The organism is Agriterribacter sp. (assembly GCF_035445465.1).
Lineage (GTDB): Bacteria > Bacteroidota > Bacteroidia > Chitinophagales > Chitinophagaceae > Agriterribacter.
Genome location: NZ_DAOMQT010000020.1, coordinates 32,154 through 56,568, shown reverse-complemented (window position 1 = coordinate 56,568; position 24,415 = coordinate 32,154). Strand labels below are relative to the sequence as shown.

General features: G+C 42.5%; 17 protein-coding genes. All 17 read left to right on the top strand.

The window, feature by feature from the left end; all coding sequences use genetic code 11:
• Positions 1 to 15: 15 nt before the first annotated feature.
• The 17 genes from PLE34_RS11755 to PLE34_RS11675 all read left to right on the top strand — a co-directional run bounded on the left by PLE34_RS11755 (position 16) and on the right by PLE34_RS11675 (position 24,411).
• Positions 16 to 3,249: a SusC/RagA family TonB-linked outer membrane protein gene (locus PLE34_RS11755; RefSeq protein ID WP_324557128.1), complete on the top strand. Its 3,234-nt coding sequence runs from the start codon at positions 16 to 18 to the stop codon at positions 3,247 to 3,249.
• A gap of 18 nt (positions 3,250 to 3,267) precedes the next feature.
• Entirely contained in the window at positions 3,268 to 4,746 is a 1,479-nt protein-coding gene (locus tag PLE34_RS11750; RefSeq protein WP_324557126.1) for a RagB/SusD family nutrient uptake outer membrane protein, read from the top strand.
• 33 nt (positions 4,747 to 4,779) lie between these two features.
• The gene (locus tag PLE34_RS11745) at positions 4,780 to 6,222 is read left to right on the top strand and encodes a hypothetical protein (RefSeq protein ID WP_324557123.1); all 1,443 of its coding nucleotides are present in this window, start codon (positions 4,780 to 4,782) and stop codon (positions 6,220 to 6,222) included.
• A gap of 63 nt (positions 6,223 to 6,285) precedes the next feature.
• The gene (locus PLE34_RS11740) at positions 6,286 to 7,455 is read left to right on the top strand and encodes a sialidase family protein (protein ID WP_324557120.1); all 1,170 of its coding nucleotides are present in this window, start codon (positions 6,286 to 6,288) and stop codon (positions 7,453 to 7,455) included.
• Positions 7,456 to 7,482: 27 nt separating this feature from the next.
• Complete coding sequence (locus tag PLE34_RS11735; protein ID WP_324557118.1) at positions 7,483 to 8,949, top strand: hypothetical protein; 1,467 nt, start codon at positions 7,483 to 7,485, stop codon at positions 8,947 to 8,949.
• 10 nt (positions 8,950 to 8,959) lie between these two features.
• A complete protein-coding gene (locus PLE34_RS11730) occupies positions 8,960 to 9,721 on the top strand; it encodes a phytanoyl-CoA dioxygenase family protein (RefSeq protein ID WP_324557116.1) in 762 nt (253 codons plus the stop codon).
• A gap of 138 nt (positions 9,722 to 9,859) precedes the next feature.
• Positions 9,860 to 12,136: a LamG-like jellyroll fold domain-containing protein gene (locus tag PLE34_RS11725; RefSeq protein ID WP_324557115.1), complete on the top strand. Its 2,277-nt coding sequence runs from the start codon at positions 9,860 to 9,862 to the stop codon at positions 12,134 to 12,136.
• 61 nt (positions 12,137 to 12,197) lie between these two features.
• Positions 12,198 to 13,124 carry a hypothetical protein gene (locus tag PLE34_RS11720; protein WP_324557114.1) on the top strand — a complete coding sequence of 309 codons (927 nt, stop codon included), beginning with the start codon at positions 12,198 to 12,200 and terminating at the stop codon, positions 13,122 to 13,124.
• 12 nt (positions 13,125 to 13,136) lie between these two features.
• Positions 13,137 to 15,461 carry an aminotransferase class III-fold pyridoxal phosphate-dependent enzyme gene (locus tag PLE34_RS11715; protein WP_324557112.1) on the top strand — a complete coding sequence of 775 codons (2,325 nt, stop codon included), beginning with the start codon at positions 13,137 to 13,139 and terminating at the stop codon, positions 15,459 to 15,461.
• Between the two features lie 37 nt (positions 15,462 to 15,498).
• Positions 15,499 to 17,007 carry a sodium:solute symporter family transporter gene (locus PLE34_RS11710; RefSeq protein ID WP_324557111.1) on the top strand — a complete coding sequence of 503 codons (1,509 nt, stop codon included), beginning with the start codon at positions 15,499 to 15,501 and terminating at the stop codon, positions 17,005 to 17,007.
• Complete coding sequence (locus tag PLE34_RS11705; RefSeq protein ID WP_324557110.1) at positions 17,004 to 18,119, top strand: sialidase family protein; 1,116 nt, start codon at positions 17,004 to 17,006, stop codon at positions 18,117 to 18,119. The genes PLE34_RS11710 and PLE34_RS11705 overlap by 4 nt, the downstream gene beginning before the upstream one ends.
• A gap of 123 nt (positions 18,120 to 18,242) precedes the next feature.
• Positions 18,243 to 19,520, top strand: a complete 1,278-nt coding sequence (locus PLE34_RS11700; protein WP_324557109.1) for an MFS transporter — start codon at positions 18,243 to 18,245, stop codon at positions 19,518 to 19,520.
• Between the two features lie 56 nt (positions 19,521 to 19,576).
• Positions 19,577 to 20,377 (top strand): HpcH/HpaI aldolase family protein, encoded by an 801-nt coding sequence (locus tag PLE34_RS11695; RefSeq protein ID WP_324557107.1) that lies wholly within the window; start codon positions 19,577 to 19,579, stop codon positions 20,375 to 20,377.
• A 3-nt stretch (positions 20,378 to 20,380) separates the two neighbouring features.
• Positions 20,381 to 21,337, top strand: coding sequence for an aldo/keto reductase (locus tag PLE34_RS11690; protein ID WP_324557106.1), 957 nt, complete (start codon positions 20,381 to 20,383; stop codon positions 21,335 to 21,337).
• A gap of 112 nt (positions 21,338 to 21,449) precedes the next feature.
• Positions 21,450 to 22,370: a Gfo/Idh/MocA family protein gene (locus PLE34_RS11685; RefSeq protein ID WP_324557105.1), complete on the top strand. Its 921-nt coding sequence runs from the start codon at positions 21,450 to 21,452 to the stop codon at positions 22,368 to 22,370.
• Positions 22,371 to 22,377: 7 nt separating this feature from the next.
• Positions 22,378 to 23,157, top strand: coding sequence for an SDR family NAD(P)-dependent oxidoreductase (locus PLE34_RS11680; protein ID WP_324557103.1), 780 nt, complete (start codon positions 22,378 to 22,380; stop codon positions 23,155 to 23,157).
• Between the two features lie 123 nt (positions 23,158 to 23,280).
• A complete protein-coding gene (locus PLE34_RS11675) occupies positions 23,281 to 24,411 on the top strand; it encodes a zinc-dependent alcohol dehydrogenase family protein (protein ID WP_324557101.1) in 1,131 nt (376 codons plus the stop codon).
• Positions 24,412 to 24,415 lie beyond the last annotated feature (4 nt).

The window sequence follows — 24,415 nt, the reverse complement described above, 5'->3', positions numbered from 1 at the left end:
CCAAAATCTGCGATTATGATTCGACAACTCTGTAAAAATGTACGAACTTTTTATTTGTGCAGCAACATGGCATGCAAGATGCTGCCTGTTATGCTCCTTCTTCTCATTTTTAACCTGGCCCCAGCACACGGGCAAACTGCTACCGTTACCGGAAAGGTGACGAATGAAAATGGGGAGCCATTAGTTGGCGCCAGTGTAAAAGTAAAAGGGTCCGGAAGTGGCACCAGCACAAACGGAGAGGGTGTATTTACTATCAATGTTGCTAATCTTAATATAACACTTATTGTCAGTTCGGTTGGCTTTCAGGAAAAGGAGGTCCTCCTAAACGGAAATGCAACGGTTAACGTAACATTGTCTGGCAGTACCGATGCATTATCTGAGGTGGTAGTTGTTGGATTTGGTTCGCAGCAACGAAGAAGTGAAATAACTACTGCGGTTTCCAAACTGGATAACAAGGTGCTGGAGAATGTTCCATACTCTAATGCAGCAGCGGCATTGCAGGGAACATTGGCGGGGGTGAGGGTGCAAACCAATTCAGGCCAACCGGGTGCTGCTCCTAATATTATTATCCGTGGCGGAACATCTATAAACAATCCCAACAGTTCTCCGCCTATTTATATTATTGATGGTGTGTTAAGAGGTAATATGAATGATATAAGCGCGCATGATATTAAATCTATACAGGTTTTAAAAGATGCGGCTGCTACTGCGATATATGGTGCACAGGGATCGAACGGTGTTGTGATTGTGGAAACAAAATCGGGGCAGTCGGGAAAAACGCAGGTAACTTATAAATTTGATATGGTAAGATCAGAAGTGGCTAAGACTTACGATATATTGACAGGAAAGGATGAAGCATATTTTTCAAGATTAGGCATTTTGGCAACAGGAGAAATAAACTCCTCTTTTCTTGCCCAGTTGGATGGAAGCGTATATTTAGGCGGAGCGGGCAACGACCTTACTAACAATACCTCAAATTCCCTTCAATATTTGACGCCGGAAAATCAGCACAAATTAAATGAAGGTTGGCAGAGCATTCAGGATCCGGCAGATCCATCCAGAACATTGATTTTTAATAGTGTTGACTGGCAAAGTATGCTTTTCAGGAAAACATTGTCTCAAAGCCATACCATTTCAGTTTCCGGAGGGACTCAAAAGGCAAGGTTCTATTTAGGCTTAGGATACCTTGATAGCAAAGGGATTGCCATCCAGACAGATTATAAGCGATTTACGATGAATCTTAATGGAGAGCTCAATGTCAATGATAAAATAAAGCTCTTCTCAAGAGTAATGTATTCTAATACCGGGAATACCCAGGTTCCAACTGTAGATGTATTCAAATCATCTTTGATAGCACCAACGACGAATAAACTTTATTTTGAAGATGGTACAACCTTAGCTCCCGGGCGCGCCTTCGGTTACGCTAATCCCTTCTACCGGATGTCGGTATATAATCCCAGAAATCTTGCAAATGACCTTACTCTTATTGTAGGAGGCCAGGCCGAAATAATTGAGGGATTAACTTTCAGTCCCCAGGTTTCCATGCAATACAGGGGGGGGTATTCAAGAAACTTTTTGCAAAGCTACTTCGATGGACCTTCTACACTCGTTACATCACGCACTGCTTCCGGCTCTTATTCCGAGAATGTAAGACCTCAGGTGAATGCTGTATTAAATTATGCCAAAGTATTTAATAACGATCATGATTTTGAAATCAAAGCAGGGCTGTCTTATTTGTGGGCAAATAATATTTCATTATCTGCTACCGGTAATAATGCGGCAACGGATATCATCCCAACTCTAAACGCTTCGGCCACACCAACTGCAGTTTCCAGCTCGGAGACGCAACATGCATTGGTAGGTTATTTTTCAAGAGCTACCTACAATTATCAGGGTAAATATCTTTTTAGTGCCAGCTTAAGATATGATGGTGCTTCTAACTTAGGCATTGATAATAAATGGGGACTGTTTCCCGGCGTATCAGCAGGATGGAACATTGACAGGGAAAAGTTTTGGAACTTTCTGCCTGAAGGGTTAGTTAAAATGAAACTGAGGGCCAGCTATGGAGTTACCGGTAACATTAGCGGGCTGGGTTTATACCAGGCCCAGGGTGAATACAACGCCTCCTCCAGGTACTATGGATCTTCAGGTATCATGATTTCAACTTTACCCAATCAAAATTTAAGATGGGAGCAATCAAAGACATTTGATTTGGGTGTGGATATGGGATTGTTTAACAATCGGGTGAGTATCATTTTTGATTATTACAGAAGAGTTACCGATAACCTGTTAACATCATTAACGCTGCCTCCTTCAACAGGATTTCCCAGTATTTTAACGAATTATGGATCGTTGGAAAATAAAGGATACGAAGTAGAACTTTCCGCAAGGGTTTTATCTCCTTCATCGTCTGTTCAGTGGAATATTGCATTGAATGCCGCTAAAGTGAATAGCAAGATTTTGCAGCTTCCGGAGAATGGGATTGAGAATAACAGGGTAGGCGGGGTATATGTATATGATCCTAACAGAGGAGACTATGCATGGTTAGGCGGATTGCAGGAAGGTCAGCGCATAGGGGATCAGTATGCTTACCAGCAGGTCAGTGTTTATTCTACAGATGCGGATGCTGCAAAGGGACCCATTGATATGCTGTTGCCAAGTGCAAGTAAAATGAAATATGGTGGTGACGTAAACTGGCAGGATGTTGACAAAAACGATACGATAGACACAAGGGATCGTGTATACATGGGGAATTCAATACCAAGAGCTACAGGTGGTTTTACCAGCACGCTGAGTTACAAAAGCCTGAGTTTTACGGTAAGAATGGATTATACATTAGGCGCTACAATTTACAATGAAACCGCTGCCCGCCTGGAGGGAAATTTCTCTGGTGCCAATGCCATCAGCGCAAATATGCTGAGATCATGGCAGAAAGAGGGCGATGTTACCGATATTCCCCGTTATTATTGGGCGGATCAGAATGCGCAATGGAATGTATGGAATAATAGGGGGAGCTCAAGGTTTTATCAAAGTACAGACTTTTTATGTTTGCGGGAAGTTACACTATCATATAGCTTGCCAACATCGCTTTTGAAACGTGTAGGGGTAGCAGATATAAGATTAAATCTTACAGGAAGTAATCTGATTTATTTTACTAATTATGAAGGGTTGAGCCCGGAGCAAACCACAACGGAAACTGCCTATCCCAATCCCAGAGCATTCATTTTTGGAGCTTCTGTTACTTTCTAATTTTAAAACGATTAAGAAATGAAAAATTATATAATAATAACAGTTCTGATTTCTGTATTAGGTGCAGGCTGTACAAAAACTTTGGAACTTGAACCGATCAGTACAATTTCAACAGCCTCCTTCTGGAAAACTGAAGATGATGCTAATGGAGCATTGAGAGGAATGTATATCCGGCTGAGAAGTGTTACCGCCGCTAATCTCTATTTGTGGGGAGAGGCACGGAGCCAGAATTTAAAACAATCCGTAGGAAATGATTTTACTAATTTAAGAACTTTTAACAACACGCTTGATCCTACAGCAGCAGGTCCTGATTGGAGCAGTGTATACAGGGTTATTAATGATGTAAATTTAATTTTGAAGTATTTACCAAACATTTCTTTCAAAACAGAAGCAGCAAGAAACAGGGCATTGGCTGAAGCTTACACTATGCGCGCCTATTGTTATTTCATTATGGCGAAAACCTGGGGTGATATACCATTGGTTACAGATCCCACAGAAGGATATGATCCGTCTGTAATATACAAAGAAAGAACTTCGGCCTCTGCCATTTTTACCCAGATAAAAGCTGACATTACTCAGGGCCTCTCTCTTTTTCCGGATAATAGTTTTTTGCCGGGCAGGAACAGGTGGTCTAAACCTGCTCTTAATGTATTGAAAGGGGATGTGTATCTGTGGACAGCTAAAAAGATGAACGGGGGTAATGAAGATTTTACCACGGCTCTTACTGCACTGAGTGATGTAGAAACTGCTGACGTACAATTGCTGGATAACTTTGAACGAATATTTGATTACGACAATAAGGGTAACAAAGAGATTTTGATGGCTAATAATTTTCAGCAGTTTGAGTCGGGAGCTACTTTCATGGCAAATATGTATCTTGATGCTTTCCCGCCTAACAGCGATCCTGATGCTGTGGCCATCATTGGTGCGCTTGGCGGTGGCGGAGGCAACTACTGGACGTTAACAGACGAAACCAGGAACAAATTCAAAGCTGAAGATTCCAGAAGGGTAGCTACTTATACTGAGCTGTATAGCTTTGAAGAAAGTACAGGCGACTACACAAAATTTTATGGATGTATTCAGAGAAAGTTTAATGGTTTTGTGAATGCCGGTTCAAGACTGTTTATAGACGATGTTGTGCTATACCGCTACGCCGATGTTTTATTGATGAAAGCAGAGGCCCAAAACGCGTTAGGGCAGGATCCTTCTGATGCTGTTAACGCTGTAAGAGAAAGAGCTTTTGGCAGTAATTTTAGCGGCAACGAATTTGTGGCAGGTTCACAGGAGGATAATGACGAGGCAATTCTTGAAGAGCGCTTATTAGAGTTTTTATATGAAGGAAAGTATTGGTGGGATATCTTACGTTTTAACAAAGCTTCAGAATCGATACCCTACTTTATAGACAATCCAACACATACATACAAATACCTGTGGCCGCTTTCTCTGAGTATCTTGAGTACGGAACCAAAAGCTGTTCAAAATCCCGGATATAATTAATCCTGAGAAATCATAACCAAACCCCCATTTGCGATGAGAAAGCTGTTTTTAAAAGCGATTTTCCTATTGGTTTTTGTTGGTGCTGATGCGCAAAGCAAACAGGTTATTAACCTGGGAAACAACCGGGAGCTTTTCGTGGACCAATACCTGATAGAAAACCTTTCTGATGTGCAACAAAAAATGCATCATCCAAGAAATGAAGGGCCTGTACTTTATTTCGATAAGCCATGGGAAGGGAATTTCAGTGCGTATAATACCATTATTAAAGATGGAGATTTATACAGGTTGTACTATAGAGGAATACGGGAGGCGGGAAGTGATGGCAATGACTCGGAAGTGACATGTTACGCAGAGTCCCGGGATGGAATTAACTGGATAAAACCAGATTTGGACATTTATACAATCGGCGGAACTAAAAAGAATAATGTAATACTTGCTCATGCTGCTCCTGTAACCCATAATTTAAGTCCATTTCTTGATAAGAATCCGAATGCGAAAGCTTCTCAAAGATTTAAAGCACTTGGAGGCACGTCTCCTGGAGGATTGAAAGCATATGTTTCTGCAGACGGTATCCATTGGAATCTTCTGCAAGACAAAAGCGTTATCACCGAAGGTCATTTCGATTCACAAAATGTAGCTTTTTGGTCGGAATCGGAAAGTAAGTATGTCAGTTATATAAGAACTGGTGCTAAAGAGGGAAATAAATCTTACCGTTCTGTAAGCAGGGCAACGTCAACGGATTTTGTAAATTGGGACAAACCAGAACCCATGAAGTTTGGCAACGTTCCTTACGATCACTTGTATACTCAACAGACCAGTCCATATTATCGGGCTCCTCACATATATGTTGCGATAGGAGCGCGGTTTATGCCTGGTAGGCAGGTTGTTTCGGATGAGCAGGCAGCTGTTTTAAATGTGAACCCACAATATTATAAGGACTGTTCTGATGCCATTTTTATGACAACAAGAGGCGGCAATCATTATGACAGAACATTTCTGGAATCTTTTATCAGACCAGGCATTGGGCTAGAGAACTGGGTTTCGCGTTCAAATTATCCGGCATTGAATATAGTGCAAACCGGAGAACAGGAAATGTCGGTATATGTTGGTGAAAGCTATGCGCAGGAAGGAGCGCATTTAAAAAGGTATTCGATGCGGATTGATGGATTGGTGTCTCTGCAAGCTGGAATGAAAGAGGGGAGCGTTATAACTAAGCCTTTTAAGTTTGAAGGAAAAGAACTTGAAATAAACTATTCAACTTCTGCCGCAGGGTATGTTAAGGTTGAATTGCTGGATGTTAATGGTAAATCCCTTCCGGGATTTTCAAAAGATGATGTAACAGAAATAATAGGAAATGAAATTAAGAGGGTAGTTACCTGGAAGAGCAATCAATCTTTAAGTGCTATATCTGGTAAGCCTGTGAAACTAAAGTTTTATTTAAAAGATGCGGATTTGTTTTCTTTTAAATTCAATTAGTATGACAAGAAGAATCATTTATGACTTTTCATTATATTAAAGTCAATTAAATACAATTCGACGATGGTACTACTTTCATTTAATCTATACTATGTTCGATTGTTCTGGACGATTGGTTGTGCCGTTGGTTTAGCCATTCCGTGTTTTTCGCAGATAAAAAAGATAAAGGACGTTGTTGTATATAGTGACACGGCGTTCTATTCTACTTTCCCGTCTGTTGTTAAACTTAAGAACGGCGAATTAATGGTGGCATTCAGAAGAGCACCTAATCGTAAGATATTTGGGGAAAAGGGGAACAACCATGTGGACCACAACAGCTACCTGGTCGCCGTAAAATCAAAAAATGGAGAAAACTGGACAGATAATGTTGACCTGATTTATGCGCACCCATTCGGAGGATCACAAGATCCCTGTCTCCTGCATTTGAAGGATGGAACCTTAATTTGCACAAGTTACGGATGGCAGGCTGTTCGCCAGGAAGGTATACCTAATTTGAAACAACCTTATTTTGAATCCGGCGGGTATGTTTTCTTAGGGGGCTACCTGGTAAGGTCAGGTGATGGCGGAAAATCATGGCAAGGTCCGTACTATCCGCCGCATATTGAGTCCGAACGTCACTTTAACGCGTATGGACAAAAAGTGCCGGCTTATAATCGCGGAGCATTGTATGAAGCGAAGGATGGAAGAATATTGTGGATAGTAGCTGCTACAGATAGTGTCAAAAAAACATCCAATTACCTACTGATCTCAAAAGATAAAGGCTTTACGTGGGAATATTCAGGTGTGGTAGCTAAAGATGCAAAAGCATCTTTCAACGAAGCTTCTGTGTATGAAACACCCAAAGGCGATATCATAGGCTTTTTAAGAACTGCAAATTATGATGATTATGCTGTAATAGCACGTTCTAAAGATGGGGGCAAAACGTTTTCCTGGGAATCAATGGGTTTCCAGGGACATCCTTTAACGGCTACGCGGCTACCCGATGACCGTGTGTTGCTTGTATACGGTTACAGGCATAAACCTTATGGAATAAGGGCCCGCATTCTGAATGCGGAATGTACGGATTGGAAAACAACAAAGGAATTTATTCTGCGCGACGATGGTGGTTCTACTGATATAGGGTACCCGTGGTCGGTAGTACTTTCAAATAATAAAGTACTTGTAGTTTATTATTTCAATAAGGATAATGGTGTGCGTCATATCGCAGGCACTATAGTAGAGATTCAACCATAAACTTTAATCTTATAAAACATAATTATCATGATGCGTATCAGGAAGAGTGTATTATTGTGCATGCTGGCTTTGGGTTGTGTTCAAACCAATTTGCAAGCTCAAAAAAATAAACCGCTGCAAATAGGCAGTAACAGGGAGCTTTTTTTGGATCAGTATGTAGTAGATAAAATGAATAACGTTACCCAGGAACTGCATACCCCAAGAAATGAAGGCCCTGTTTTGAAGTTTGATAAGCCCTGGGAAGGAAATTTCAGTGGATATAGTACGATAATCAAAGATGGCACACAATTCAAATTGTACTATCGCGGAGTGCGTGATGCAAAGGGAGATGGCAATGAAAATGAGGTGACCTGCTATGCAGAATCTTCTGACGGCATTAACTGGACAAAACCTAATCTTGGTATTTATACGATTAATGGAACAAAAAACAACAATGTAGTGCTTTCGAAGGCTGCACCGGCTACGCATAATTTCAGCCCCTTCCTCGATACCAATCCCAATGCAAAAGCTTCAGAAAGATATAAAGCTTTAGGTGGTGTAGATAAAACGGGGTTAATAGCATTTGTTTCGCCAGATGGCATCCATTGGAAAAAAGTACAGGAAACAGCCGTTTTTAAAAAGGGTGTTTTTGATTCGCAGAATGTTGCTTTCTGGTCAGAAAGTGAACAACAATATGTTTGCTACTTCCGTACATGGAGTGAAGGCGGTTTTACACAGTATAAAGGTTTTCGTTCAGTGAGCAGAACTACATCGAAGGATTTTATCAACTGGACTGAGCCTGTCCATATGACTTTTGGAGATACGCCACTGGATCATTTATACACGAACCAAACCACCCCTTATTTCAGAGCACCTCATATTTATCTCGCTATTTGTGCACGTTTTATGCCCAACAGGCAGGTATTAACGGATGAACAGGCAAAAGTGCTGGATGTTAATCCTAAATATTTTAAAGATTGTTCTGATGCTGTATTTATGACTTCAAGAGGAGGTTCAGTATATGACAGAACATTTATGCAGTCTTTTATTCGCCCTGGTATCGGATTGGAAAATTGGGTGTCGCGCTCTAATTATCCTGTGTTGAATGTTGTGCAAACAAGTCCTACAGAATTGTCTGTTTATGTAAATGAAAGTTATGCACAGCCAACAGCGCACATTAAAAGGTACTCCATGCGCCTGGATGGATTTGCTTCTTTAAAAGCAGACTTCAAAGGTGGCGATGTTGTAACAAAACCATTTCTGTTTACTGGTAAAGAACTGGAAATAAATTATTCAACTTCTGCTGCCGGATATGTGAGAGTTGAATTTCTTGATGAGAAAGGTAAGCCTGTTCCAGGCTATACTTTCAAGGATTCTCAGGAAATTATCGGAAATGAAATCAAACGCATTGTGTCCTGGAATGGCAAACAAGATGTATCTGCCCTGCAAGGTAAAACGGTGAAGATGAAAATTTATCTGAAGGATGCAGATTTATATTCATTTAAGTTTAATTAACTAAATCAATATGTCAATATTTAATCCCCAGGTTCTGAAAGAATCTTTTGATAAAGATGGCTATGTATTTGTTCAGGGTTTTCTTTCAAAGGATGAGGTTCAGATTTTGAATGAAAACGTAAAGCGTTTTATTTCAGAAGGAATACCAGCTATGTCAGCCAATCATTATTTCTATGAGGACAAAAATGATCTATCAACCCTGAAGCAGATGCAGGATTTGGAGAAATATGATGCATGGTTCAAAACGCTTGCTATGGCCAGCAAATATGAAGAATTAGCAAAAACATTGTTGGGAGAAGCCGTGGAGTGCAAAACAGTTGAGTACTTTAATAAACCCCCTAAAATAGGTAAACCAACTCCACCACATCAGGATGGTCATTATTTTATGCTTGAACCCCAACAGGCATTAACCATGTGGTTAGCGCTGGAAAAAGTAGATGAAGAAAACGGCTGTGTGAAATATATAAAGGGTTCACATAGGAAAGGAATTCGTCCACACGGTCGTACCACGACACTTGGTTTCTCGCAGGGCATTGTTGATTTTGGAACGGAAGAAGACATAAAAAATGAAATAGCATTTCCTGCTAACCCGGGTGATCTGCTGGTGCATCATTCCCTTACCATTCACAGGGCGGGCGCCAACACAACTACCGACCGAACAAGAAAGGCAATGGGGTTAATTTATTGGGGAGAATCGGCAAAGGAAGATAAGGAAGCGAAAGAAAAATATGTGCAGCAGTTGACTAAGGAACGCGAGAAAGGAACTGTATAAACAATACTACAAGCAGTGTGAGAATAATACAGATTGCTGTCTGGATATAATATGCTTGGGGTGGTACTATCTCGATTGTCTGAATTATCGGTCGGGTTTTCGTTTATAGGCCTGTGATCAGACATTTAATTAATCCCAATGAGTAAAATGAGGCATTTACTATTGTTGATTTTTTCAGGTAGTGCAGGTATATTATTTGCAACCAATGATTGTGTAACACAGCATACCCAAACGTCAGTAATATCCGACACTGCCAGAAAAAAGCAATCTGTTGATCTCACGGGTTCCTGGCAATTGCTCGTAGATGACTACCTGTTGGATACAAAAATAAATATAGAAAGGACATACCACCCATTTACAAAACACTCCGGAAATCCTTTACTTGTGGCAGATAAGCCGTGGGAAGGACGAACAAGTTATGTGTATGGCACAGTTTTACCAAAGGAAGACGGAGCGGGCTACAATATGTGGTATCATGCCTGGACGGGCGTAGAGTACACCAATTTATTTGCAACCAGTAGTGATGGATTAACCTGGCAAAAGCCAGCATTGGGAACAGTGGAATTTGAGGGATCTACATCCAACAATATGTTTTTTCGACGTACCAAAGAGGATCATATACCACAGGTAATTTATACCCCATGGGAGAAAGATGCCAGCCAACGATATAAATTAATTAACTATGATTATGGGCGCTCAAAACCCGATAATTTAGTGAGTGGTTTTTGGGGGGCATATTCCGCGGACGGTATTCATTGGAGGGATGTAAAAAAGAATCCGGTATTAAAAGACGCAGGTGATGTAGGCAATTTTGTATGGGATAGTCATGCTAAACGATACATCGGTTATCCGAAAGTGTTTGCACCAGTACGTGGTTTTAACAGAAGATGTGTGGGAATCACCGCCACAACTGACTTTGAGAACTGGCCTTCCGCCCAACTTATTCTCGTGCCGGATGAAGCCGATGATTACTGGCCATCAGGTGGCAACCAACGAACCGAGTTTTACGGTTTAAGCGCATTTCCCTATCAGTCGGGGTATATCGGCTTTCTCTGGATATTCCACATCACAGATGGGAAAAATGATGGGCCAATATTTTGCGAGTTAGTGAGTAGCCGGGACGGCATTAAATGGATTCGACAGGAAACATCAAATGGCAAGCGTCTTCCAATACTGCCTACAGGGTCGAAGGGTAGTTGGGATGAGGGAATGGTTTTTACCACGAATCATCCGCTGGTGGAAGGCAATAAAATTAAGATGTGGTACGGAGGGTCTACGGCAACCCACAGTGCACGGGAAGACTCTTCCCGGTCGGGCATTGGTATGGCAACATTACGTAAAGACGGCTTTGCCTCTCTTGATGCAGGAGCAGCAGAAGGAACCGTAACCACAAAAAAAATAAAAAACGTTCATGGTTCATTTCGGGTAAATGCCAATGCGGGAAACGGATGGTTAAAGGTGGAACTCCTGGGAGCAAATGGAAAGTTGTTGCCGGGGTTCAGTCGCAACGATTGTAACCCAGTTAAAGTTGATGGTACGGATATACAAGTCACATGGAAGAAACACAAAGTGATTCCCGCTTCAACAGGCAACGTTTATGTCAGGTTCATTCTTAAGAACGCATCCCTGTATTCCTTTGAAGCTGGTGAGCAGGTTGAACTTGCAGCGCCTGCTGTTTCCCCGCAGCTTTACATTAATTTTAAAAAGAATAATGCTGATTATGCAAAAAATACGGTTGATTCTGCTATTTATCGCTTTCATGGAAGTGCATCAATGGTTAAGGATTCAATTACGAATGATAAAATTTCCCGTGTTGCAAAATTGCTGCCTTCCAGCAGCATCGAACTTTTGGGTACCACTCACCTTGGTCCTCAGTTTACTTTGGCTGCAGCAGTAAAAACGGATAGCAATAAGCTAACGAGGATTTTTAGTAATTACAGGGGCAGCGGAGCATTTGTTACCGGTGAATTAGTCTTTGATTTCGACCCGTCAGGAAAAGAAATACCAGGTGTGCGCTTTAACGTAAATGGGCAGTCTATTCAATCAGGTCCGTTAAAATTGGACGACGGTCAATATCATCATTTTGCTGTAACCTATGATGCTGGAAAAGTAACTCTTTATCTTGATGGTATAGAAGTTGGACGTGGAAAAATTCAGTCGGGCTCGGCTCGTCTCGCAAGTAATGGTAGTGTTATTCGGCATTTTGAATTGCCAGACGCAATGACGGAAGTAGGAGTGCATTTGGGGAATAACTTGCTGGTGGGTGGAGATATAACTGGTGATTTTTTCAACTATAAGAGTAAACCTGTCGCTGCAGCCAGCGCTAATTTGTCGGGCTGCGTAGATGACATACTCCTGAAACGAAAGGTGTTAAGTGCATTGGAAATTAAGGAGATTTATCGTAAGGCATTTTGATAAAACTGATGAACAACATTAAAATCATCAATTGTTTCTTGTATCAGCATTATATTGTTTTATGTCTACTTTTTACATATCTTCTGCTGCTAACCCGGTTTCCGATTCCCTTAAAAACGAGTCGGTGCAAGCGTTGCGTAAAGTGATGCAAACGCAGCAGGAATGGGTAAAAGTACACGCTGCAGAGTTTTTAATATGGTCAGGCAACCCCGGGGGAGTAAAGGAGATTTATGAGGAGGAACTGCAAAAATTTAACGACAAATCTCCATACCGTATAGGAATTTGGCGGGTATTGGCACAATTGTCAGATGGCATAGAACGAAAGGACTATGAGCAAAAAGTACTCCATGCTTTTTTAGATACAAGTGGAAAAGACAGGGTACATGCAGTTGAGACGCTTGGAAAATTAAAGTTATCTCCCTATCATGCAGCGCCTGACGTTACAAAAGCTGCATTGGAAAGTGACAACGCAGCCCTCTGTGGATACAGCAACTGGGCAATGGCTTACACCGACCATAATGCAATGCCTGATGCGCAGAAATATTTTTATAAACAATTGATGAACCCTGCTGCAGATATAACGCTCCGAAGAATTGCTGCTTATGTTTTGAGATATATACAGGGCGTTTCTCCGGCACAATGGAATGAATGTGCTTCCTATGTAATGTCTATGCCCAATGAGGCCGAAGGTCGCATCGGTTTTTTAACAACTGTTGTAATGCTGGCTGACGAAGCATCTGAAAAGACAGATCTATATCAATCCGTTTATAATGCACTCCTGGAATACCGAACAGAAAAAAACAAGGGAGTAAGAATTGAATTGGCTAATGCCCTGTCAGTAAAAGGCACCGGGAAGGATATAGCGATGTTGGTGGAATGGATGAGAAATCAAACACCCACAGGCATCGCTTCTGATGATGCAGATGTACAGGCTTCAGCAGCATACGCCATTTTAAAAATATCAGAGCGATTAGCTACTACTAACTAATGAAAATTTTATATGATTTTTCAGCAGTCACTTAACAATACCGATATAGAACTTGCGGGAACCTTGAAAGACTTTGTTCCCGCTGAGATTTTCGATACTCATGTGCATCCCTATAATGCTGCTCATTTTCCGAAAGGTGAATGGGCATTTTTAAATGGCATTGATCAACTGGGATGCAATGATCATCACCACCATTTGCAGGCATATATGCCTGTTAAAAAAATGCATGGCTTGTATTTTGGAATGCCTCGTTTGTCGGCAGACAGACCGGCAATGAATCAATGGGTAGGAGAAGAAGTAACGCATAATGGTACTGATCTGAGTCGTTACTTGCTGGTGGTATCTCCCCAGGATAATCCACAGCAAATTGCAGTGCAACTGAAGTCGGAAAATTGTTGTGGTATTAAAGTGTATCATTGCTATGCAGGCAGAAAAGATACGATGAATGCCGGTTTGACAGAATACGCACCGGACTGGATGTGGGAGTTGCTGAATGAAATGAATGGTGTGATGATGTTGCACATAGTAAAAAATGATGCGATTGAAGACAAGGAAAATCAACGGCAAATACGAAGATTATGCAAGGCATATCCCAATGTGAAGCTGATACTGGCACATGTAGCCCGTAGCTTCAACTATCGAAATGCACGCAGTGGATTATATAGTGTTGCCGACCTGGAGAATGTAGTGGTGGATACATCCGCAATTGCCGAAACGGAATCTTTTAAAGCCGCATTGCAAATCCTGGGACCACGCAGAGTGCTTTGGGGATCTGATTTCGGGGTGAGCGAAATGCGTGGACGTTGTATAACTACCGGTAACCGTTTCTTTTGGTTGCATCCCGAATTGATAGATCAAAGGTATCAGCCTCCTACCGAAAATGGGATGACCCTGGTAGGTATTGAATCCTTGATGACACTAAAGGAAAGTTGTGAAGATGTAGGACTGAATCGTTCTGATATAGAAGATATTTTTCTGAACAATGCATTGCGGTTGCTTCAACCGCATTTGCCAAAAGGAAGTGCCGTACCTGTGGTGGAGAATCAAAAATTATGGCTGTCTGCCAAACAGGTAATATCGGGCGGAACAGGGTTATTGTCGAAACGGGCGGAACAGTTCAATAATGAGTGGCCTACCTTTTTCTCAAAAAGCGCTGGTTGCGAAGTGTGGGATTTAAGTGGAAAAAAATATATAGACTGTGCCGGAGGTATTGGTGCCGTGCTATTGGGTTATGCTGATAAAGAAGTAACAACATCGGTTACCCGAAGATTAACATTGGGGACCTATTCGTCCCTGGTGAATCCGCAGGAAATGGAACTGGCGGAAAAATTGTTGCACTTGCATCCCTGGGCAGGTAAGGTACGTTATGCAAGAACGGGCGGTGAGGCCATGGCCGTTGCGGTTCGGATAGCCAGGGCTGCTTCAGGCAGGAGTGGAGTTGCTTTTTGTGGTTATCATGGGTGGCATGATTGGTATCTGGCCGCTAATCTTGGGGAGCATAACGCCCTGGATGGGCACCTGTTGCCAGGGTTACAACCCAAAGGTGTACCCAAAGAGCTGGCGGGTACTGCAGTGCCTTTCAGGTATAACGATTGGCAATCTTTTGAACATGCTATAGAGAAACTCGCGGATAATTTTGGGGTAGTGGTGATGGAGCCCATGCGTTCACAATTTCCGGCAGATAATTTTCTGCAGAAAATAAGAAGTATTTGCGATCAAAGAAATGCGGTGCTGGTAGTGGATGAAATTACCAGTGGCTTACGCTATGGTTATCCGGGTGCACTATCCCGTTACGGCATTATACCTGACATTGCAGTATATGCAAAAGCTATGGGTAATGGTATTCCCTTCGCTGCTGTAGTAGGTAAAGATGAAGTAATGACCGCAGCGGATGATAGTTTTATTTCTTCCAGCTATTGGACAGATGGTATTGGTACTGCAGCAGCACTGGCTGTATTGTCTGAAATGGAGACAGGGAAGGTATTTGAATCCGTTTGGAAAAAAGGCGAAACACTGCAAAATACGTTACGTGGTATATCAGAGCAATATCCTTTATGTGCACTGGTTGTGGGGGGAATGCCCGCATCACCCACATTTACATTTACGTCCACTTATGCTACTGCGGCAAAGCAACTCTTTATTGCCAAAATGCTGGAGCGGGGATTTCTTGTATCAGGAATATTTTACTTAATGCAGGCCCATCAACAACAGCATCTTTCGTTGTTTACAGCTTGTTTTGAAGAAGTGCTTCAGTATATCGAAAGGTCAATAGAAAATGGAAGTATAAAAGAGAGCGCCGCAACAGGCTTTCAGCACGGGTTTACCCGTTTGGCATAAATCCTTAGCATGAGAAATACAAATACTAATTATAACGATGTTTTCACTTCTTCAATTATCTTCTTTCAGACTGTCTTTTTTAGATTGGACCATTTTGTGCATATATGGATTAGGTATGCTGGGGATTGGCTGGTATTACCAACGCAGGAACAAAACAAAAGAAGAGTATTTGTTGGGTGGCAGAAAAATGAAATCTACTTCTATCGGCATTTCATTGTTTGCTACATTGTTGAGCACATTGAGTTATTTAACTTATCCCGGGGAAATGATTCAACACGGACCAATCATATTTGCAGGAGCGCTCGCTTTTCCGCTGGTGTATGGTATTGTTGGATGGTGGGTGATACCTGCCATTATGAAGACTGGGGTAACAAGTGCATATGAAATACTGGAACGGAAACTCGGTTTGTCAGTGCGATTGTTGGGAACAATGATGTTTTTGTTGTTGCGGTTACTATGGATGGCTACTATTATCTATGTAACGGTGGATGTGGCGTTATATGCTGTAGTGCAGTTCAATAAAGCCTATGTGCCCCTGATAGCCGCGCTTCTTACCGTTGTTACAATTGTTTACACAACCATGGGAGGGCTCAAAGCGGTAGTGGTTACTGATATTATCCAGTCCGGCATTTTTTTAGGCGGCGCGCTTTTGAGTGTGCTGGTTGTCTGCTGGCATTTTGGTTCTATCAGCGCTATCTTTCCAAAGGAATGGCCCGCACACTGGAATACATTTAAGATTGGATTTGATCCGTTAGAAAGAGCAACATTGGCTAATGCAATGCTGTCGGTGTTGGTTTGGTATGTTTGTACAAATGGTTCTGATCAGATTGCCGTGCAACGATACCTGGCAACACCCGATGTAAAAACTGCCAGACGCTCCTTCAAGGTTGCTTTGATGTCGGATATTCTTGCTTCCACGCTGCTTGCTTTGGTTGGATTATCTATGTTGGCATATTTTACCGGCAATTCTTCATTGCTTAACGGAAAACCAATAGTGGAACAGGCAGATACCTTGTTTCCCCGGTTTATTTTAATTGGATTGCCGGCTGGAATATCCGGGTTGGTGATTGCAGGGTTGTTAGCGGCAGCAATGTCAAGTCTTTCTTCCGGATTGAACAGCGTTTCTTCTGTAGTATCAGAAGATCTGATTAATCGTTTCCGTAAAAGCAACTCCGGCAAAAATGATTTGCAACAGATCAAGCGACTTTCTTTTGTAATGGGATTTATTATCCTGTTGCTGAGTTTCATTATAGCCAGGGTACCTGGTAATTTGCTTGATGTAATTATGAAAGTGGTAAACCTGTTTGTAGCCCCACTATTTGTTTTATTTTTTATGGCTTTATTTGTTCCTTTTGCCACAGAGCGGGGTACTTTTTGGGGCGGGATTATTGCAGTTGCTGTAGCGGTTGCCATTGCTTTTTGGGGTGTTTTCGGCATTACCGTATTGTGGATTATGCCAACAGCGCTGGTAAGCGGAATCGGAAGCGCGGTTATATTGAGTTACCTGCAGTTTGTGTCAAAGCAAAGAATTAAACCTGTTACATGAAAATTAAGAATACGGGAATAATCCCCACTCCTGGGTATAGTCGTTTTAACAGCGCCACATTTCCTTGCATACAGAAGTTGCCATCGGGCAGGTGGCTGGCTGCGTTTAAAGCTTCCGAAAAAAAAGGGGATTGCAACTTTATGCATGCTGTTATTTGCTGGTCGGATGACGAAGGTGTTTCCTGGACTATTCCTTTCGAACCGGTTAAGCTTCCGGATATAAACGGGGTTTCAGGACAAAGCCGCATTGCTTATTTTTTGCCCATAAGCAATGCTCAGGTATTGATGGTCCTGAATTGGGTAGATAGTTCAGATCTTACGAATCCATACTACAATCCACAGGAGGAAACACTAAAAGATACCAGAATATTCTATTGTTTTTCGAGTAATAACGGAGCCTCCTGGTCTGCCCCGCAATTAATGACGATTGAGGGTATTGAAGCGCCTGTACCACTCACCGGGCCGCCATTCATGTTAAAGGATGGCACAATTGTTTGTCAATTTGAAATAAATAAAGCGATAGGTGATATGGGTGAATGGGTGCATCGCTCTGCGTTGGTGTTTTCTTACGACGGGGGAAATACATGGAAAAATCCGGTAATGGTAACAGAAGAGAAAAATATGTACTACTGGGATCAGCGCCCACAAGTGCTGGCAGACGGAATTTCGGTAATAGATTTTTTCTGGACCCTGGATGGCAGGATAGATCAGTATAAGAATATTCATGCCCGGTTGAGTGAAGACGGAGGGAGAACATGGGGAGCGCTTTGGGATACAGGTGTGTATGGCCAGCCCGGTCAGCCTGTAACATTGGAGGATGGAAGGTTGGTAACCATTGATATCGACAGATCTGTAAAGCCAATTATTACTGTTAGAGTAAATAATGACATCGGGAAGAGCGGGTATAATGAATCGTTAGTAGTGTATGAAGCGTCACTGGGCAAACAGGACAGCCGGGAAATCAACATGAATGACGCCTGGGATGAGATGGTAAAATTTTCCGTGGGGCATCCGAATCTTTTATATCTTGGGAATAATGAAATATTGGCGTATTACTATGCAGGTATACATGCAGACAGGACCAATATTGAATTTGTACGAATTTCTCTCTAAAAAAGACTAAAAAATAGTATTAGTATTCGGCATTAAAGTAACAATCCTTTTGGTGCTATGCAGTTAAATTTGAACAATTGGAATATTTTTTCAGCGTAAGAGATATCACATTAAAGTAATAACATGCTTCAAAGCCGCTCTGGTTTGCCATCCAAAAGTTCCTCCTTTTATCCCTGGTTCATAGTAGCGCAACTGTGCATTGTAGGATTATTAAATTATCTCGACCGGATGATGATTACTACCATGCGAAGTTCCATTATCGAAGAAATACCCATGACCGACGCGCAGTTTGGTTTGTTGACCTCAGTTTTTTTGTGGGTATATGGTTTTTTAAGTCCTGTTGCCGGTTTTTTGGCAGATAAATTCAATAAAAGCAGAATTATAATTATCAGCTTGCTGGTATGGTCATTGGTAACTTACCTTACCGCATATGCTACCAGCTTTGAGTATCTGTTGGTAACAAGAGCATTGATGGGCATCAGTGAAGCTTTTTATATACCCGCTGCTTTAGCATTGATAATGGATTATCATAGGGGTAGCACCAGGTCTTTTGCCAATAGCGTACACATGATGGGTATAATGGTAGGGCAAAGCCTAGGTTTTATAGGAGGTTGGTTGGCTGAAGATCATTCATGGAACTTTGCTTTTAATATATTAGGTGGAATAGGTATAGCATATGCCGTTGTGCTGATATTTGGGTTAAAGGATAATAAAGCGCCCGGGGAGGTATCCGTTGTAAATACTCAGGTAGATAAGGCGGATTTTGTAAGTGTGTTGAAATATTTGCTGCGGAATAAAAATTATCTGAAAACACTGGTTCTTTGGAGTTTGATTGGTATTGTAGGTTGGGTTATTGGCGGCTGGTTACCTACGTTTTACAAAGAAAATTTTAATCTATCGCAAACCAGCGCCGGAATTTATGCTACGGGCTATTTCCATACGGCGGCTATAGTTGGTGTACTGGTTGGCGGCTTTTTAGCAGACAGATGGAGCCGTAAGAATAGGAATGCCAGGATACTGCTGCCTATGATCGGATTATGTATTGCAGCCCCTGCTATTTTCATTGCAGGTTCTACATCTGTACTGGCTATTGCAGTGGTTGGTTTTATGTTGTATGCATTTACCAGGATTTTTTCAGATGGTAACATGATGCCGATTCTTTGCATGATTGTAGACAGCAAATACAGGGCAACAGCGTATGGCGTATTAAATCTTTTTGCTACTGTTATTGGTGGTATTGGATTATATGCAGGCGGATACCTGAGAGACATGAATATCAACCTGGAATTGCTTTTTAAGGTGGCCGCATTTCTGCTGGCAATTGGGGCGTTGACTTTGTATCTGTTAAACCGTTCTGTAAAAAAACAGGTAAAAATGGAAGGTCATCTGTCAGGAGACTGAGTTATAGGTTAATTTTATCTCATTAACTGAACACAATTTATTTTTACTATATGCAGATGCGAAAAAGCAAAGTGTTGCAAAAATTAAGAAACGGCGAAAACGTGAGTTGTATTAAAATCAATCTTACCGATCCTAAAGTATGTGAGATGGCTGCTATAGCAGGTTTTGATTGCGTGTGGGTAGACCAGGAACATATTGGGCAGGACTGGTCGGTGCTGGCGGCTTCAATTTGGGCTACCAAAGCACATGATACAGATATCCTTGTTCGTGTGCCGCGCGGGGCATATAACAACTATATCAAACCGCTTGAGTTAGATGCTACGGGTATTATGGTGCCGCACGTTATGAGCCTGGCGGATGCTAAAGAAATTGTGCATCACACCCGTTTTCATCCGGTTGGCAGAAGGGCCATTGATGGTGGTAATGCTGATGGCGGTTATACAGGAGTTGATTTTAATTTTTATTTAAAAGAAGCCAACGAGCAAAGGTTTACCATTCTGCAAATTGAAGATCCCGAACCATTGGAAGCGTTGGAAGCTATTGCCGCATTGCCGGGATACGACATGTTATTTTTTGGCCCGGGCGATTTCAGCCAGGGCATTGGAGCACCCGGTGTATGGGATCACCCCAGGTTAGTTGAAACGAGAAACCGGATTGCAGTCCTTGCAAAAAAATATGGGAAGTTTGCGGGAACCGTAGGCGGCCCGGGTAATTTAACGGAGTTGCATGAAATGGGATACCAGTTTGTAAGTATTGGAGCAGATGTGGTAGGGTTAAAAAATTATTACAGCTCGTTGATCGGGGCTTTTAACGGGTCAAACCAAACAAGCAGTAGTTCCTATTTAGAAAAACAATAAACGATGCAGCGGAGATTTTTAGGAAATACCGGCATAGCAGTTTCTGAGATTGCTTTTGGCGGGGTAGAAATTGGGTTGCCTTATGGCATTGGCGTGAAATGGGAAGAAGATATGCTGCCGGAAAAAGATGCGGTGCAGCTCTTACTAACGGCTTTGGATAGCGGACTTAATTTTTTTGATACCGCAAGGTTGTATGGTGTGAGCGAAAATATTATGGGAAGGGCATTTGCAGGGCGGAGGGATGAAATTGTACTGTGTACCAAGTGCCGGCATTTCAGAGATAAGGAAGGAAATCTGCCGGGCGACGGGGAGCTAAGAAAGATCATCCGTCAATCTCTGAAAGAAAGTTTGAAAGCACTGCAGACGGATTATATTGATCTGTACATGCTGCACCAGGGTGATATGGAGATATTAGACCGGGACGTGATTGCCGGGGAAATGGAAAAGCTGAAAGCAAAAGGTATAGTACGGTCTATTGGCGTATCTACCTATTCAGCCGATGAATCAAAAAGGGTAATAACACATGGTGTATGGAACGTAGTGCAGTTGCCTTTTAACCTCATGGATCAGCGGCAGCAATCCCTGTTTGGCCTTGCAGAAGAGAAAGGGGTGGGTATAGTAGTACGGTCGGTTTTATTGAAAGGCTTGCTGAGCAACAGGGGCACGGGTTTGCATCCCATGCTGGCGCCGGTGGAAAAGCATATTCAACAGTACCAGGGCCTGTTAAATGGCAATTTGACCAGCCTGCCTGAGCTGGCGGTAAAATTTGCGTTGTCTTTTCCGCAGGTATCATCGGTATTAGTTGGTATGGATAAACTCGACTATTTAAAGCAATCGCTTACAGCGGCAGATGGCCGTTATCTCAGCAAAGATCAATTGGCGCATGCACAGGCATTGTCGTATCCTGACCCTGCATTTCTGAATCTGCCTCACTGGGATAAGATGGGGTGGCTGAGGTAAGGAATGTGAAAATGTGAAACAAGGCAAAACTCAAAACTATAAACTACAAATAATAAACTATAAACCACCCTGTGCACCTTCGTGCCTTGGTGGCTCAAATATCAAATCTCAAATGATTAAAATCGGAATAATAGGAATGAGTGCCGGTAATGCGCACCCTTATTCCTGGTCTTCTATCATAAATGGAAAATATGATGGCGAAGCAATAAGCAGGCTGGGATACCCCGCGGTTGCAGCCTATCTTAATGCTAACCAGGACACCCTGGGTTTGCCGGATGCGCGGGTAACGCATGTATGGACGCAGGACGCCGGCATTTCAAAAAGTATAGCCGCGTCATCAGGTATTGAACATGTAGTGGAAAAAATGGAAGACATCATCGGCAATGTTGATGCGGTTATCCTTGCCCGTGATGATGCGGAGTTTCATGTGGAAATGGCACGTCCGTTTATCGAAGCCGGAGTGCCCATATTTATTGATAAGCCTTTGGCTGTGTCGCAGCCGGATCTCGATTGGTTTGCGCAGCAGGAAGCGGCCGGAAAATTTATCATGTCCTGTTCCTCCATGCGCTATGCCAACGAATGCCGGGTAGTGAAACAGGAACTGACATCATTGGGAAAGCTGGAGCTCGTAACTGCCGTTGGGAAAAAAGACTGGCTGAAATACGGAGTTCACATGATTGAAGCGATGTTTGCCACATTAGATGATCCGAAAGTGGCGACAGTGCAGCATACAGGTGAAAAGGGTAAAGATGTAGTGCATATCGTTTTTGAAAACGGGTTGCCCGCAACCATTCATTTGTTTATGGACATCTCCGGCACATTCCAGCTTACATTCTTTGGGCAGCAGGCCTGGCGGATGGCAGATATCAAAAACTCGTATTCGATGTTCAGGGATAATATCATTGAATTTATCCGGGGTGTGAAAGATGGGAGATCACGATTGGATTTTGCCAAAACCGTAAATATTATCAACGTAATTATCGCCGCGGAAAAAAGCCGTGAAGCCGGTGGAGAGATCATCTATCTAAAATAACTGAATCATGAACGTATTGGATTTATTTAATCTTAAGAATAAAATTGTATTGGTAACGGGTGGTGCCGGTAATTACGGACGTTCTATAACGGAAGGTTTGGGAGAGGCGGGTGCCACTGTAATTATTGCCTCGCGAAACCTTGAAGCGATTGAAAAAGTAGCCGCCGGTTTCAGATCAGGTGGACTTGATGTGCAGGGTATGCAGGTAGACCAGGCCGATACGGCATCGGTGCTGGCATTAAAAACCTCCATACTAAACAAGTTCGGAAAGCTGGATGTATTTATCAATAATGCGGTGAGCCGCCCGATGAAGGGTTATAATGCACCCATCGAACAGTTTGATGAATCGATGCGGGTGAATGCAACAGGCATGATGTTTATATTAAGGGAGATGACCAACCTTATTATAAACTCTGGTGGCGGTAGTGTAATCAATATCAGTTCCATGATGGGGATGTATGCGCCCATGTATTCAAATTATGATGGCATTCCTGGCATGGGTGATATTGCACCGGATTATTGTTTTCACAATGCGGGACTGATTATGCTTACGCGTTTTATGGCCAAAACACATGCGGGCAAAAACATTCGCTTTAATTGTATCAGCCCGGGTGGATTGTTCAATAATCAACCCGGAAAATTTGTTGAGAATTATTGCAAAAAGGTGCCGGTGGGCAGGATGGCCAATAATGATGATATAAAAGGATTGATTGTATTATTGTCATCAGAAGCCGGGGCATATATCAATGGTGAGAACATTTTAATTGACGGCGGATTGAATGCATAAGTGAGACGTGAGATGTGAAAGGAGAGAAGGAATAAGTTCGTCGTCAAGACAACTTTAGCCGATAGCTCATAGCTGAAAGCTGATCACCTTTTTGTCTGGCAACTTATGTTCAAAGCAGAGTATATGAAAATAAAAGCTGCGGTATTATATGAGACGGGAAAACCACGTCCGTATGATGAAAGCCATCCCCTGCAAATAGAAGCGGTTGATTTAAGTGCTCCCGGGTACAACGAAGTGCTGGTAAAAATTCATGCGGCAGGTTTGTGTCATTCCGATTTGTCTGTGATTGACGGCAGCCGTGCAAGACCATTGCCCATGGTATTGGGACATGAAGCATCCGGGGAAGTTATGGAATGCGGCGCGGGAGTAAGCGATCTAAAACAGGGAGATCATGTTGTTTTTTCCTTTGTTCCCACATGTGGGCACTGTATGCCCTGCATAACTGGTCGTCCTGCATTGTGTGAACCTGGCGCTGCAGCCAATATAAAGGGTGCTTTATTAAGTGGAGGAACTCGTTTAACAAATAAAAATCTTCATCATCTCCATCATCATTTGGGCGTTTCCGCTTTTGCCGAATATGTTATTGCATCAAGGCGCTCCCTGGTAAAAGTTGATGCTGCACTTCCTTATGAAATATCAGCGCTGTTTGGTTGTGCTGTTTTAACCGGTGTGGGCGCTGTAATAAATACGGCAAGGCTTACCGCAGGACAAACTGTTTTAATTACCGGGCTGGGAGGGGTAGGGCTGGCCGCGGTGTTAGGCGCTTTATCCGGTGGAGCCGCAACGGTTATTGCTGCAGATATCAATCCGCAAAAAAGAGCAATGGCCTTGCAGTTGGGTGCGCATCATGTAATAGATCCTGCAGATTCAAATGCTGTACAACAAGTAAAAAACCTTACCGGTGGTGGCGTGGATATTGCCCTTGAATTTGCAGGAGTGATTAAAGCACTTGAGTTTGCTTATGCCGCTACAAAACGTGGAGGTTTAACTGTAACGGCAGGTTTGCCGCATCCTTCCAAAACATTTTCTTTGTCACCTGCTGTATTGGTAGCAGAGGAACGCACTTTGAAAGGGTCCTATCTTGGGAGTTGCATTCCCTCCCGCGATATCCCGGCTTTTATTTCGTTATATCAAACAGGACGTTTACCCGTAAATAAGCTCCTGTCTCATGCAATCGCCCTGGAACAAATAAATGAGGGATTTGAACGGTTGGCCAAGGGCGATGTGCTAAGACAGATCGTCTCCTTTGCCTAACTGC

What these genes read in the sequence shown, in the direction of transcription:
- PLE34_RS11680 (WP_324557103.1), top strand. Translation starts at nt 22,378, where the DNA reads ATGAACGTATTGGATTTATTTAATCTTAAGAATAAAATTGTATTGGTA.
- PLE34_RS11685 (WP_324557105.1), top strand. Translation starts at nt 21,450, where the DNA reads ATGATTAAAATCGGAATAATAGGAATGAGTGCCGGTAATGCGCACCCT.
- PLE34_RS11700 (WP_324557109.1), top strand. Translation starts at nt 18,243, where the DNA reads ATGCTTCAAAGCCGCTCTGGTTTGCCATCCAAAAGTTCCTCCTTTTAT.
- PLE34_RS11735 (WP_324557118.1), top strand. Translation starts at nt 7,483, where the DNA reads ATGATGCGTATCAGGAAGAGTGTATTATTGTGCATGCTGGCTTTGGGT.
- PLE34_RS11740 (WP_324557120.1), top strand. Translation starts at nt 6,286, where the DNA reads ATGGTACTACTTTCATTTAATCTATACTATGTTCGATTGTTCTGGACG.
- PLE34_RS11710 (WP_324557111.1), top strand. Translation starts at nt 15,499, where the DNA reads ATGTTTTCACTTCTTCAATTATCTTCTTTCAGACTGTCTTTTTTAGAT.
- PLE34_RS11695 (WP_324557107.1), top strand. Translation starts at nt 19,577, where the DNA reads ATGCGAAAAAGCAAAGTGTTGCAAAAATTAAGAAACGGCGAAAACGTG.
- PLE34_RS11720 (WP_324557114.1), top strand. Translation starts at nt 12,198, where the DNA reads ATGTCTACTTTTTACATATCTTCTGCTGCTAACCCGGTTTCCGATTCC.
- PLE34_RS11690 (WP_324557106.1), top strand. Translation starts at nt 20,381, where the DNA reads ATGCAGCGGAGATTTTTAGGAAATACCGGCATAGCAGTTTCTGAGATT.
- PLE34_RS11705 (WP_324557110.1), top strand. Translation starts at nt 17,004, where the DNA reads ATGAAAATTAAGAATACGGGAATAATCCCCACTCCTGGGTATAGTCGT.
- PLE34_RS11750 (WP_324557126.1), top strand. Translation starts at nt 3,268, where the DNA reads ATGAAAAATTATATAATAATAACAGTTCTGATTTCTGTATTAGGTGCA.
- PLE34_RS11755 (WP_324557128.1), top strand. Translation starts at nt 16, where the DNA reads ATGATTCGACAACTCTGTAAAAATGTACGAACTTTTTATTTGTGCAGC.
- PLE34_RS11745 (WP_324557123.1), top strand. Translation starts at nt 4,780, where the DNA reads ATGAGAAAGCTGTTTTTAAAAGCGATTTTCCTATTGGTTTTTGTTGGT.
- PLE34_RS11725 (WP_324557115.1), top strand. Translation starts at nt 9,860, where the DNA reads ATGAGTAAAATGAGGCATTTACTATTGTTGATTTTTTCAGGTAGTGCA.
- PLE34_RS11715 (WP_324557112.1), top strand. Translation starts at nt 13,137, where the DNA reads ATGATTTTTCAGCAGTCACTTAACAATACCGATATAGAACTTGCGGGA.
- PLE34_RS11730 (WP_324557116.1), top strand. Translation starts at nt 8,960, where the DNA reads ATGTCAATATTTAATCCCCAGGTTCTGAAAGAATCTTTTGATAAAGAT.
- PLE34_RS11675 (WP_324557101.1), top strand. Translation starts at nt 23,281, where the DNA reads ATGAAAATAAAAGCTGCGGTATTATATGAGACGGGAAAACCACGTCCG.